This window comes from Streptomyces sp. NPDC001450 (genome assembly GCF_053597295.1).
This window is the reverse complement of sequence record NZ_JBSFHY010000003.1, coordinates 1-13,605: the sequence shown is the minus strand read 5'-3', so window position 1 is coordinate 13,605 and position 13,605 is coordinate 1. Positions and strand designations below refer to the sequence as shown.

Below are 13,605 nucleotides of genomic sequence, written 5' to 3'. Positions count from 1 at the left end.
CACGGCAGGCACCGGCCCGAGCGTTCCGGTCGCCCGAAGGTGACCGAAATCTGTACATTTGCATGACAGGGCCTTGGCTGTCAGGCGTGCGACGGTCGCGCCCCACGCTCGGGAACCTCGCAGGCGAGGACCACATGTTCGAGTTCAGTGCGCCGATCGTGACCACATTCCTCGTGTATGTGGCCGTCATGATCGGCACCGGGGTCTGGGCCTACAGCCGCACTCACACCTTCGCCGACTTCGCGCTGGGAGGCCGTCGGCTCAGTGCGTTCGTCGCCGCGCTGTCCGCAGGGGCCAGCGACATGTCCGGCTGGTTGTTCCTCGCGTTTCCCGGAGCGGTGTACGCGGCCGGCGTCGGGGCCAGCTGGATCGCAGTGGGGCTGGTGCTCGGTACCTATCTCAACTGGCTGTTCGTCGCGCCGAGGCTGCGCACCTACACCGAGCGCGCCGGGAACGCGGTGAGCCTGTCGGCCTATCTGGAGGAACGGTTCGAGGACCGCACCCGAATGCTCCGCATGGTCTCGGCCGTGGTCACGCTTGTGTTCTTCACCGTCTACGTAGCCAGCGGGCTGGTGGCCGGCGGACTTCTGTTCGGGCAAATCTTCGGTGGCCGGTTCGGGCTCGGAGTGGCTCTGACCGCCCTGGTGATCGTCATCTACTCGTGTCTGGGCGGCTTCCTCGCCGTGAGCCTGACTCATGTGATGCAGGGCACACTGATGTTCCTCGCCCTGCTTGTGCTCCCCGTCGTCGGCATCGGAGTGCTGGGCGGTTTCGGGGTGCTGCGCGACGCCCTCGACAGCAGGACACCGAGCCTGCTGGACATGGGCGCCAAGGTCGGCTTCGCGGACGGACGGTGGTCGTCGGGCGGATCGCTCGGCGCGATCGCGATCATCTCGCTGCTCGCCTGGGGGCTCGGCTATTTCGGGCAGCCGCACATCCTGGCCCGTTTCATGGGCATCCGCAGCACCGGCGCGATTCCCTCGGCCCGCCGTATCGAGACCGGTTGGGTCGTCGTCGTGCTCGCAGGCGCCACGCTCGTCGGTCTGGTGGGTATCGCGCAGACCGGCACGCCGCTCCACGATCCGCAGACTGTTTACATCAGCCTGAGCCGGACACTGCTCAATCCCTGGGGTGCCGGGGTGATGCTGATCGCCGTACTGGCCGCGATCATCTCGACCGCGGACAGCCAGCTTCTCGTGTCGTCCGTAGCTCTCACAGAGGACTTCTACCGCGCATTCCTCCACCGGCGCGCCTCGGACAGGACACTGATCTGGGTCGGCCGCGCCGCCGTCGTCGTGGTGACCCTGGTGGCCTTCGTGATCGCCCTGCGGGGCGGCGGGCTGCTGGGCATCGTCGCCTACGCCTGGGCGGGTTTCGGGGCCGCCTTCGGCCCGGTCGTCCTCCTTTCGCTGTACTGGCCGCGCATGACCTGGGCGGGTGCCATGGCCGGGATCGTGTCGGGCGCGGGCACGGTACTGCTGTGGAAGAAGATCAATCCGCTGCTCGGGCCCTTCGAGTCGGGCATCTACGAAATGGTCCCGGGCGTCCTGGTCGCCACGGCCGCCGCGCTGGTCTTCGGCAGGTTCGTCGGCCGACCTCCGAAACGGGCCTTCTGGCGGATGCCGGGCGGCGGGGTGAGCCAGTTGATGCTCACTCCCTTCCTGACCCACGCACCGGTCGGCATCGCGGTCCTCGACACGGATCTGCGGTACGTCTGGGTGAACGATCCCTTGGACCGCTGGATCCCGCTCGAGCGACGGCTGGGGCGGCGGATGGCGGAGATACTGCCGCAGCCGGAGGCCGATGCCTTCGAGGACAAGATGCGCGAGGTCCTCAAGACCGGCGCTCCCGTGATGGACTACGAGTACCGCGGGTCCGGTTACCCCGGTCCCGGTCCCGGCCGCAGCCGCGCGATCTCCGCCTCCTTCTTCGCCATGAAGGACCGCCACGGTCGCAACGTGGGTGTCTGGTACATGATCATCGACGTCACCGAGCGCTGGCGGGCCCAGGAACGCCTGGCCCTGCTCAACGACGCCGCCGCCCGCATCGGCAGCACCCTGGACGTGACACGGACTGCGCAGGAACTGGCCGACTGCGCCGTGCCGGCGGTCGCCGACTTCGTCGCCGTCGACCTGCTGGACTCGGTCATGCGAGGTGAGGAACCGGCACCCGGGCCGGTGGGGATGTCGCCCGTCATCCGGCGCGCGGGGCAGCAGTCCGCGCGTGAAGGCTGCCCCGAGGCGACGCTGGCCGTGGGGGAGACGGTTCGGCGTGCCCCTGCGTCGCCCGTGACCCGCTGTCTGCTGGAGAGCAGGACTCTCGTGGAACGGGTTCTGGACCACACCACCAGCCCGTGGGTGACCGAGGACGAGTCGCTGGGCGCCTCCCTCCGCGATTCCGACGTCCGCTCGGTGATGGTGGTTCCCGTGCGGGCACGCGGTGTCACCCTGGGAGTGGCGACGTTCGCCCGGTCACGGCGGCTGGGCCCCTTCGAGGATGACGACGTACGTCTCGCAGAGGAACTCGTCTCCCGCGCGGCGGTGTGCATCGACAACGCACGCCGCTTCACCCGCGAGCGCACCGCGGCCCGTTCCATGCAGCGCTACCTGCTGCCACAGGAGCTGACGGGAGGGTCTGCCCTGGAGGTGGCCTCGTGGTACTTTCCGGCGGATGCCCCAACGGGTGTGGGCGGCGACTGGTTCGACGTCATTCCGCTCTCCGGAGCACGGGTCGCACTGGTCGTCGGGGACGTGGCCGGGCACGGGATGAACGCGGCGGCGACCATGGGGCGCCTGCGCACCGCGGTCCGCACGCTGGCCAACCTCGACCTCTCCCCGGACGAACTGCTGGCCCACCTCGACGACCTGGTCATCGGTCTCATGGGGGCCCACGACAGCGACGCGGTCACGGCAGCCGAGGGAGAGGCCGCCGGCACGGCGTTCATGGGCGCCACCTGCCTGTACGCCGTCTACGACCCGGTCAGCAGGAAATGTGCGCTGGCCCGGGCCGGTCACCTCCCACCGCTGATCGTCGGCCCGGACGGCGGCACCGACATCCTGGACCTGCCCGCTGGACCGCCACTCGGCCTCGGTTACCTCCCCTTCCAGTCCGTTGAACTGGAACTGGCCGAAGGCAGCCTCCTCGCGCTCTACACCGACGGACTCATCGAGTCCTTCGACCGGGACATCGACGTAGGGCTCACTCGACTGGGCCATGTCCTCGCGGTGCCCCGGCGGACACTGGAGGAGACCGGCCACAGGGTGATCGACGAACTGCTGGCCGGGCCGCCGTCCGACGACGCCGCCCTGCTCCTCGCCCGTACCCGTGGCCTGGCCCCGGACCGGTTCACCTCCTGGGATCTGCCCAGCGATCCAGCCGCCGTCGCACACGCCCGCGCCCTCGCCGCTCAGCAACTGGCGGAGTGGGGACTGCCCGGTCTGACGTTCACCACGGAGCTCATCGTCAGCGAACTGGTCACCAACGCAATCCGCCACGCGACCGGACCGGTCTGTCTCCGCCTGATCCGCGACCGTGGCCTGATCTGCGAGGTCTCCGACGCCAGCAGCACCTCGCCACGCCTGCGCCATGCCCGGACCACCGACGAGGGCGGGCGGGGTCTGTTCATCGTGGCTCAGCTCGCCCGCCGGTGGGGCACCCGCTACACCACGACCGGCAAGATCATCTGGACGGAGCAGGCGATCGCGGCCGACTAGCCGTCCCGACACCGGCGGTGAACAGGAAGTCGTCACAGGTGAGGGCTCCTGTAGCCGCGAGCATGCGGTGTCCACGGCGCATATCCGCCGTCCGGGTCACCGCATCGTGATCTTCCCTGTGCGCGCCCCGCCGCTCGCCGCACGGCTGACGTGCCGCATCACGGCGGGTTGTCGACCGGAGTGGGGCGGGGCGCGGCAGTGCTGAAGCGGCCGGCCCGGCGCCGCAGGTGACGATGGCGCGCGTAGCGCCCGGGAACCGGAGGCGGCGCGACTGCGGCCCCGTAGAAGAGCCGCTTGCCGAGTTCGATGAGGGCCAGGTAGGCGAGGATCATGCCGATCAGCGTGGTGAAGAACGCCCCGGGAAGCGGTTGGAAGCCGAGGGTGTGGGCGAATGGGGTGGCCGGCAGCACCGCGCCGATCGTGACGACGCCGAGCGCGGCGAGAGTCAGCGGCAGGCTGGGGTGGCTGCGGAAGAACGGGATGCGCCGGGTGCGGATGGCGAAGATCACCAGGGTCTGGGTGGCCAGTGATTCGACGAACCAGCCGGAGCGGAACTGGGCCGGTCCGGAGTGGAAGACCCAGAGCATGACGCCGAAGGTGACGAAGTCGAACACCGAGCTGAGCGGCCCGAAGGAGATCATGAAACGGCGGATGAAGGCGATGTCCCAGTGCGAGGGCTTCCGCAGCTGCTCCTCGTCGACGTTGTCCGTCGGGATGGCCAGCTGACTGCTGTCGTACAGAAGGTTGTTCAGCAGGATCTGTGAGGGGAGCATCGGCAGGAAGGACAGGAACAGCGAGGCGCCCGCGGCGGAGGCCATGTTGCCGAAGTTGCTCGAGGTGCCCATCAACACGTACTTGATGGTGTTGGCGAAGATCCGGCGGCCCTCGGCCACACCATCTGCGAGGACGTTGAGGTCCTTTTCCAGCAGGATGACGTCGGCCGCGTCCTTGGCGACGTCGGTGGCCGAGTCGACGGAGATGCCCACATCGGCCGCGTGCAGAGCGAGTGCGTCGTTGACGCCGTCGCCCAGGAACGCAACGCCGCCTCGGCTGTGCCGTTGCGTGTGCACGATACGGGCCTTGGCCTCGGGACTCACTCGTGCGAAGACGGTGGTCCTGGTGATCGCCTCGGCCAGTTGTGCGTCGTCGAGGGCGTCGACCTCGCTGCCGGTCATCACGCCCGCGTCGGTGAGCCCCAGGTCATGGCAGACCTTGGCGGCGACCGTGGCGTTGTCGCCGGTGACGACCTTCACCGCGATGCCCAGGTCGGCGAGTCTGCGCAGCGCTGTGGCGGCGTCCGGTTTGGGCGGGTCGAGGAACACCAGCAGTCCGGCCAGGCTCAGCCCGCGCTCGTCCTCGGGCCCGATGGACCGCGTTGCGGGGGCGACGGGCCGGGTGGCGACGGCGACCACCCGGTTCCCTGCTGTGAACTCCGCCGCCAGTGCGTCACGGGCTCCGGGAGGGACGTCGACGCAGCGGTCCAGGACGGTCTCCGGAGCACCCTTGGTGACCAGGCTCGAACGGCCGCCCCGGTCCCGCACGAGGACCGAGCTCATGCGCCGTTCGTGGTCGAAGGGCAGCACCGAGACCTGTGTGTAGCCGTCCAGCGCGGCCCGCTCGCCCGCGGCGGCGGGAGACCGCCACAGGGCCTGGTCCAGCGGGTTCCCGCCGACGTCCTGTACATCCCCCGACGCGTTCTCGGTACTGAGCAGTCCCCACCTCACCACCGTCTCGGAGTCGTGGCCGACGGCGGGAACGGCGCGCATGTACTCGATACGCCCCATGGTGAGCGTGCCGGTCTTGTCGGTGAACAGGACGTCGACATCGCCCAGGTCCTCGATGCAGACCAGCCGCTTGACCAGCACCTTGCGTCGGCTCATCCGGCGTGAGCCGGCGGCCAGGCTGGTGGAGACGACGGCGGGCAGCAGCTGCGGGGTGATACCGACCGCGATGGCCAGTGAGAACAGCAGCGCGTCGATGATCGGCTTGTGCAGGGCGACGTTGATCACGAAGATCGAGGTGGTCAACGCGCCCGCGACGTAGACCAGCAGCAGCGAGAAGCGCCGCAGGCCGACCTGGAACTCGGTGTCGAGCGGGTGGGTGTCGAGCCCGGCGGCGATCTTGCCGAACTCGGCGTGCGCCCCGATGGCCACCACCACCCCGCGGGCAGCGCCGTTCCGGACGACCGTGCCCATGAGAGCGCACCCGGACAATTCGGCGAACGGGGTCCCGGCCGCGACCGTGGCGAGGTTCTTGTCCACCGGCAGCGACTCGCCGGTCAGCACCGACTCGTCGCACTCAAGACCGGTGACCTCCAGCAGCCGCAGGTCCGCCGGCACGATGTCACCCAGCCGCAGTTCCACCACATCACCGGGGACCAGTGCCGTGACATCCACCAGGGTCGCCCGGCCGTCGCGCAGCGTCACGGCCTGGTGGTGGATCTGCGAGTGCAGCGCCTCGGCCGTCTTCTCGGCCCGGTACTCGTTGACGAAGCCCAGCCCGACGGACGCGCTCACGATCAGTCCGATGATCACCGCATCGCTACGCTCGCCCACCAGGAAGGACGCGACAGCGGCCGCCCCCAGCAGTCCGAGCAACGGCGAGCGGAGCTGATGCCACAACACCGGGAACACCCGGGCACGGTGCGTGGCGATGGCATTGGGGCCGAACTGCGCCTGCCGTCGTGCGGCCTCCTCGCCACTCAGGCCCTCCCCGGCGCCGACACCGAGTTCACGAAGGACGTCGTCCACCGACCGGGCCGCCGCCGACACCACCCCGGATGCGAGCTCAGGCGGCTGCGTCGGAGCATTGACGCTCACCCGGCCCCGCCTCCCGAGGCGGGGGCGCCGTCTCTCGGTGCGGGGTACCGGTTGGTCTCACGATCTCGGCACTGCTGCTCGGGCATACGCATCGACGCCTTGGGGCTCCACGCCCGGTGAGGACGCGGGGCTCCTGCGGACGCCGGCGTGGACGTCACGGATGAGGTGTTGTTGTGCCTCGGTGAGGCCACAGGGGACGGGTTTGTCGAAGCAAGGCTCAATACGGTCACCGCCGATGGCCAGGTTGCCGAGGATGCTCTGATCGGTGCCTCCCAACGCGGACACGAGAGCGGTGGCGACGGGGTTGGGCGCAGGGGCGCCGACGGGGCCGCGGGCATCGCTGACGTGGCCGCGGAGCCCGTGGCCGCCCCAGGCGGCTCGCTGGATGGTGAAGGTGGCGCAGGCGGTGGGCCCGGAGTCGGCTTCCTTGTTCGTTCGGCCCGGGATCCCGTCACAGAATTGCAGTCTGCCGTTGAGTCGGATCAACGCGAAGGTCATCAGAAACGCCTGGTTTCATGCGTCCGGTTGGTGTGATCCGAGAGCGGCAGGAGGCCGCGACGGTGCCGGGGCGGGGGAGGCAGGGGAGCGGGCCTGTCTGCCGCCGCATGACTGTTTCCATCCTCCGTCGACCTCGTGATGTGGGCCACCGCTCTGGCGAGGGAGTGCTGCAACGGCGGCGATGCTCATCGTCGTCACGCCCTGTGGCACGCCCTGTGGCACGGCCTGTGGAAGGGCCCCGCATGTGTGTCTGGCCGGCGAGGAGGTGTCCACCACGAACCGGTACCGCACATCGGAGGCGAGGACACGGTCGAACGCCTCGTTGATCCTGTCTGCCGGGATGGGCTCGATCTCGGCGCCGATGCCGTGCGCGGCACAGAAGTCGAGCATCTCCTGGGTTTCGCGGATGCCGCCGAAGAGCGATCCGGCGTAGGAGCGCCGGTCGGCGAACAGGGAGGGTACGTTCACCGGCAGCGGCTCGCTGGGGGCTCCGAGGTTGACCAGGGCGCAGTCGAGGGCGAGCGGGGAGAGGCAGGCGTCGACGTCGATCTTGGCGCTGATCGTGTTGAGGATGATGTCGAAGCTTCCGGCGAGGTTCTCGAAGGTCGCGGGGCCGCTCGTGGCGTAGTAGTGGCCGACGCCCAGGCGCAGGCCGTCGTCCTGCTTTCTTGAGCGACTGGGACAGGACGGAGTCCGTTGCCACGCTCACCGACAAGCAGCTCGGCGGCCTCGGTCACCTCTGTGGGAACTGCCGGGCGGGAACTTGTGACCTTGGCCTGTGCTCGCGGGCACGATTGGTTTTCCGGAGTCACTGCAGAGCCTGCTCAAGAGCATGCCGCCCACTCACGTCCAGCTTCGCGTAGACCTTCGACAGGTGTATCTCCACCGTGCGCAGACCCACGAACAGGTGGGAGGCGATCTCGGTGTTGGTCATCCCCTGCGCGGCGAGCTCCGCGACCTTGCGCTGGGCGGGGGTCAGCGCCTCCCGTCCCCGGAACGTCGGAGTCCGGGGACGGTCACCGAGCTCCCGCAGTGCGGCCCGTGCCTGCTCCGCGACGGGCTCGGCCCCGCACGCGTGGGCCACACTGACGGCCTCCTGGAGCGCGGCTCGTGCGTCCTCCGCCCGCCCGTACCGCACGGCCAGCTTCCCTCGGTCCGCCTGGATCTGCGCGTAGCGGAACCGCGCGGGGCTGCCGCCGATCAGCAGTGCCGCCTCGCCGAGCAGGGCCAGGCCCTCCTGACAGCCCACCACCAGTGCGCGGGCACGAAGCGCCACTGCCGTCATCTCCGCGACCCCCCACGCCCGAGCCAGCCGCAGTTCCTGATCGGCCAGCGCCAGAGCGGATTCCCGATCGCCCAGGAGCAGGTGGACCAGTGCGGCTTCCGAACGCCATGGGAAGAGCCCCGGCCCCGGCATGTCACGGGCAGTCAGGCGCTCACCACAGTGCAGGAAGTCCGCCAGCGCCCGCTCGGACCGGTTCTGCGCCGCGTGCACCCAGCCTCTGACCATCAGCGGGTAGTCGTAGATCGTGTGCGACCGGAGCGGGCCGCCCAAGTCACTGTCCTCCAGGAGTGCCTCGGCCTCCTGCGCCTGCCCTTGCCGGATGAGGGCCTCCGCCAAGGTCGCCACCGCGAAGACACAGTGGCTCTCCCGCCGGTCGATACCGATGTCCCGGAACGCGGCCAGTGCGCGCTTCGCGTCCGTCTGGGCGTCCGTGAACGCTCCACGTCGGCAATGAGCGTTGGCGCGCGCGCTGAGGGCCTGCGCGTACTGCAGCGCGGAGGCCCTGGCCCGCGTCTCCGCCACGGCAGCGTCGGTGTACTCGAACGTCAGGTCCGGCCTGCCCGCGGCGCCCAGCGCCAATGCGGCACAGGGGTACACGAGGGACTCGTCACCCGCCGGTGCCATGCCCCGGCTCAGCCCGAGACGGGCCCACTCGATGACGTCATCGGCACCTTCACCGAGCGCGGCGCCACGGAAGCTCAGCAGCGCCGCCAGTGCCCTGCGCCCGGCGCCATCCTCGGCATCCTGGAGGCGCAACTCCGTCAGACGCGGTCGCGTACGCACCGCCGAGCCGGCCTCGCCGAGGCTTACGAGCAGGTAGTCCAGCTCCAGCCGAAGCGCGGACGAAGCGTCTTCGGAACGCAGCCGTTCGATCGTCCCTTCCAGCGTCGTCAGGGCTTCCGCGTAGCGGTCCATGGCGAAGAGCGCACAGGCCAGGCGGCGCGCGGAGCAAGCCACAGCCTGCGGAGCCGCGTCGAGCCGCAGGCTGTTGCGCAGCTCCGGTACGGCGGCCGGTACATCGGAGTCGAGTCGGGCAGCACCGATCAGGGTCAGAACCTCACCGCGCGTCTGCTCGTCGAGATCCTCGCTCAGGGTGCGCCGCAGATAGATCACCGCCTCGTCGGGCGCGCCGCGGTCGAGCGCGGCCTGGGCGGCACGCCGCAGGACCGCCGGAGCTCGCTCCATGCCCGTCGGAGCGTGGAGCAGGTGCGGCGCCACCTGCTCGGCGCGCGCCCCCCAGGTGAGCAACAGCCGGGCAGCGCGGGCATGGTGCTCCTTGCGGCAGGTGGGCGAGATGTCGTGTGCCAGGCCTGCGACGAGCAAGGGCGGATGCAGCTGGGCCCGTCCTCTGGCATGTTGAAGGAGTCCGGCGCGGGCCAGCGCGTGGAGAGCGTCCTCGACAGTGTGCCGGTCCATCGCGCCGGCGTGGGCTATCACCTCAGGCGACTGGGTGCCCTCCAACGAGGCGAGAACGACGGCCACCCGTTCGGCATCGGGGCCGATCCTGCGCAGTGCCGCCCGAGCCACCACGCCCACGTCCGCCAGCAGCGGCTTCAGCGCCCCGGCCAAAGCGACGTGCACGGGTCCGTCCTGCCGAGCGCCGCCACAGCGCAGTTGACCGTCCACGGCGGCCAGGAGCATGCGGATCAGGTACTGGTTCCCTGCCGCCGCCGCCAGGAGCGGAGACAGTACCTCGGCAGCGGTCGCCCCGTCCGCGGACGCGTCGAACAGCCCGGCCACCTGGTCGGCAACCGTGGATTCGTCGAGGGGCGAGAGCTGGACGTGGCGGTCGAGGAGCCGCAGTACCGCACCGAGAGCCAGCTCGTCGGCCGATTCACCGGGCCCCATCGCGCACACGACCGTCACCGGATGCGCCCCCACGGCCCGCGCAATGTTCCGCAGCGCGCGCAGCGACGCCGCATCGGCCCACTGCAGGTCGTCGACCAGCACCAGCACGCGCTGTGCCGGTGCGGACCTGGCATCGGCGAGCACGCCACGCTCGGGCGGCGCCGCGTCGCCCGAGGCCAGCCAGCGCACCAATGCCGCGGCCCACTCACCGTCCGCGTCCGGAACCAGTGAGGACAGCCCGCGCGGCGGGGTGGTCCGCGGGTGGTGGACCTCCGTCGGCTCGTAGCACGCGCTCAGCACGGCGAATCCGGCGCTGCGAGCCCGTTCACCGAGGTCCGTGAGCAGCACCGACTTGCCGCTGCCGAACCCTCCGCGCAGCAGCACACTTGCCCCGCCAAGCTTCAGCAGTTCGTACAGCGTGTCCCGTTCGCGTTCACGGCCGAGAAGTGTGGGTATCACGCCGCTCCTTCTTCCGGTCTGCCATTGCAGGGCCGGACGGACCGTGACCGGCCATCCGCCGAGGGCTCGCCCTGGACAGATGCCCGGCCCTGTGGTCCCTTCACCGTACTCAGCCAGGATGTCGACCACCCCGGGCACCCACCGAAAGATGTGGATCTTTCGGTGGGGATGGGGTGTCCCGCGCGCGGGTGCCACTGATCAGATGAGGTGTGCGCCTCGCTCGTCGAGAGCCGCACGGCGTATCCGCGGCCGCCGAGGCCCGGCAGACGTGAGCCCGTCCCCTTGGCACACGCCGGGGCGGGCGGCCATCACGTCGAGCGCCGAGCCGTCCCGCCGCGCCTGCCGGCCAGGGCGGTCGCAGAGAGCCTTCGTGATCCCGTGTTTGGAGAGAAATGCCTACTGACGGGCCCCTGCATGTCGCGGTCCCCCAGTCCCCGGCCACGTCGGCCCTGATATCCCCGCCGCCCGAACCAGGCCGGTCGGTCCCGCCGAGCACGGTGATCATCGTGATCTTGTCCTGCGCGCTGCTGCTCAGCCTGTGTCTGCTGTATGTGCTGATCGTCAAGGCTGCCGGCTCCCGGTGCGGGCCGTTCGGCCAGGCCGTGTGCGCGCCCACGACTCCGCAGCCTGCCTACACGTCGCAGTACGAGGGCGACGAGGCTCCGATGAGTGTGCACGCCGTCCGGTAGCCGCCTGTCGGCAGGACGAACTGACCCACCCGTACAAGGAAAGACATTGACGAGCAAGGAACCAATCCCAGCCCCGGGGTCGCTCTACGACCTCAAGGAATTCACCGACTTGCGGCGCCGCCACCGCCGGCTCGTGTTCACGATGACAGCAGCGTTCTTCACCTTCTACCTCGTGTACGTGTTGCTGTGCACGTTCTTCCAGAACGTGATCACGTTCAGGGTCACCGGAGAGGTGAATTTCGCGCTCGTGCTCGGGCTGGCGCAGTTCGCGTCGACGTTCCTGATCGCCTGGCTCTACAGCCGTGCGGCCGACAGGCGGATGTCCCCTCTGGCCCGGCATCTTGCCGAGCGATGCGGTGCCGTCGAACCGGGCGTCGCCCTCCCGACCAGTCCCAGGAGCAACTGAACCATGGCCCACGTCGAGCTCTCGGCCCTGGCGGCGTCCAGCGCTCCGCCGAGCAGGGCTCTCATCCTCGTTCTGTTCCTGGTCTTCGTCGCGGCCACCCTGGCCGTGACGGTAGCCGCCGGCAGAAGGAGCCGAAGCGCAGCCGAGTTCTACGCGGGTGGCAGGTCGTTCACCGGCTTTCAGAACGGACTGGCCATCTCCGGCGACTACATGTCCGCAGCCTCGTTCCTCGGCATCACCGGATCCATCGCGCTCTTCGGCTACGACGGCTTTCTCTACTCCGTCGGATTCCTCGTCGCCTGGCTCGTCGCGCTGCTCCTCGTGGCCGAGCCCCTGCGCAACGTGGGACGGTTCACCATGGCGGACGTGCTCGCCTTCCGCATGCGCCGGCGTCCCGTACGGACCGCTGCGGGCGTCTCGACCATCGTGGTGTCGGTGGTCTACCTGGTGGCCCAGATGGTCGGGGCCGGTTCCCTGGTGGCGCTGCTGCTCGGGGCCACGGACGAGGGCACCAGGAGATGGATCGTCCTGGCCGTGGGAGCGCTGATGGTCCTCTACGTCTGCGTAGGCGGCATGCGGGGCACCACCTGGGTGCAGATCATCAAGGCCGTACTGCTGATCGTCTGTGCCGGTGTGCTGTCGGTACTGGTGATGCACAGATTCGGATGGAGTCTGTCGGCTCTGCTGGGAGCGGCCGCGGACGCGAGCGGACACGGCGGCGCCTTCCTCGAACCCGGACTGAAGTACGGCGCTGGCCTGTCCAGCCGTCTCGACTTCATCAGCCTGGCCCTGGCCCTGGTCCTGGGCACCGCCGGCCTCCCGCACATCCTCGTGCGCTTCTACACGGTCCCGACGGCGCGAGCGGCCCGTACCTCCGTCAACTGGGCCATCGTCATCATCGGCGCGTTCTACCTGACGACCATCGTCCTCGGTTTCGGCGCCGCCGCCCTGATCGGTCCGAAGACGATCGCCGCTGCCAACCCGGCCGGCACCACGGCCGCCCCGATGCTCGCCAAGTACCTGGGCGACGGGTGGGGTTCGACCACGGGGGCGGTCCTGCTGGCCGTCGTGTCGGCCGTCGCGTTCGCCACCATCCTCGCCGTAGTCGCGGGACTCACCCTTGCCTCCTCGGCGTCGTTCGCCCACGACCTGTACGCACACGTCCTGCGCAAGGGGCAGGCCGACGAACGCAGCGAAGTGGCCGTGGCCAGGTGGGCCGCCGCGGCGATCGGGGCGATCGCCATCGTCCTGAGCCTGTACGCGGACAAGCTGAACACGGCGGCGCTCGTCGCGCTTGCCTTTGCGGTGGCAGCCTCCGCCAATGTGCCGGCTCTGCTGTACAGCATGTTCTGGAGGAGATTCACCACCCGGGGGGCGCTGTTCGCCGTGTACGGCGGCCTGGCCACCTCAATCGGCCTGGTGATCTTCTCACCCGTGGTGTCCGGCGGGCCGACGGCCATCCTGCCGCACCTCGACTTCGCCTGGTTCCCACTGGAGAACCCGGGCCTGGTCTCCATACCCGCCGGCTTCGTCCTCGGCTGGCTCGGCACCGTACTCTCGCCCGCCGCCGAGCGCGACGAAGACAAGTTCAAGGACCTCCAGGTCCGCTCCCTCACCGGTATCGGGGCGGGATGAGGCCGCCCATGACCGCCTGCCCATCCAAGACACACGTTCGTTTGAAGGAGACAAAGGTGAGCAACGAAAGCCTGGCCAACCTCTTGAAGGAGGAGCGACGCTTCGCGCCGCCGGCTGACCTGGCCGCGCACGCCAACGTCACGGCGGAGGCGTACGAGCAGGCCAAGGCTGACAGGCTCGGCTTCTGGGCCGAGCAGGCCCGTCGGCTGACCTGGGCCAAGGAGCCGACCGAGACGCTGGACTGGTCGAACCC

Annotated in this window: 7 protein-coding genes and 1 pseudogene; 5 read left to right on the top strand and 3 right to left on the bottom strand. The window is 69.6% G+C overall.

What is annotated here, in order from left to right:
* Positions 1 to 134: 134 nt before the first annotated feature.
* A complete protein-coding gene (gene putP, locus ACWC5O_RS03555) occupies positions 135 to 3,713 on the top strand; it encodes a sodium/proline symporter PutP (protein WP_450584669.1) in 3,579 nt (1,192 codons plus the stop codon).
* A 158-nt stretch (positions 3,714 to 3,871) separates the two neighbouring features.
* On the opposite strand, the gene mgtA is transcribed toward putP, so the two are convergent.
* The 3 genes and pseudogenes from mgtA to ACWC5O_RS03540 all read right to left on the bottom strand — a co-directional run bounded on the left by mgtA (position 3,872) and on the right by ACWC5O_RS03540 (position 10,622).
* Positions 3,872 to 6,532 (bottom strand): magnesium-translocating P-type ATPase, encoded by a 2,661-nt coding sequence (mgtA, locus tag ACWC5O_RS03550; protein ID WP_450584667.1) that lies wholly within the window; start codon positions 6,530 to 6,532, stop codon positions 3,872 to 3,874.
* 756 nt (positions 6,533 to 7,288) lie between these two features.
* Positions 7,289 to 7,721: pseudogene (locus ACWC5O_RS03545) on the bottom strand (zinc-binding dehydrogenase); the annotation flags it as partial.
* Between the two features lie 117 nt (positions 7,722 to 7,838).
* A complete protein-coding gene (locus tag ACWC5O_RS03540) occupies positions 7,839 to 10,622 on the bottom strand; it encodes an AAA family ATPase (RefSeq protein ID WP_450584665.1) in 2,784 nt (927 codons plus the stop codon).
* A gap of 506 nt (positions 10,623 to 11,128) precedes the next feature.
* Here ACWC5O_RS03540 and ACWC5O_RS03535 point away from each other — a divergent pair.
* The 4 genes from ACWC5O_RS03535 to ACWC5O_RS03520 all read left to right on the top strand — a co-directional run.
* Positions 11,129 to 11,311: a hypothetical protein gene (locus ACWC5O_RS03535; protein ID WP_450584663.1), complete on the top strand. Its 183-nt coding sequence runs from the start codon at positions 11,129 to 11,131 to the stop codon at positions 11,309 to 11,311.
* A gap of 46 nt (positions 11,312 to 11,357) precedes the next feature.
* Positions 11,358 to 11,717: a DUF485 domain-containing protein gene (locus tag ACWC5O_RS03530; RefSeq protein ID WP_450584662.1), complete on the top strand. Its 360-nt coding sequence runs from the start codon at positions 11,358 to 11,360 to the stop codon at positions 11,715 to 11,717.
* Positions 11,718 to 11,720: 3 nt separating this feature from the next.
* Positions 11,721 to 13,352, top strand: a complete 1,632-nt coding sequence (locus tag ACWC5O_RS03525; RefSeq protein ID WP_450584660.1) for a solute symporter family protein — start codon at positions 11,721 to 11,723, stop codon at positions 13,350 to 13,352.
* A 56-nt stretch (positions 13,353 to 13,408) separates the two neighbouring features.
* A partial coding sequence (locus ACWC5O_RS03520) for an acetyl-coenzyme A synthetase N-terminal domain-containing protein (protein WP_450780912.1) occupies positions 13,409 to 13,605 on the top strand: 197 nt, incomplete at its 3' end.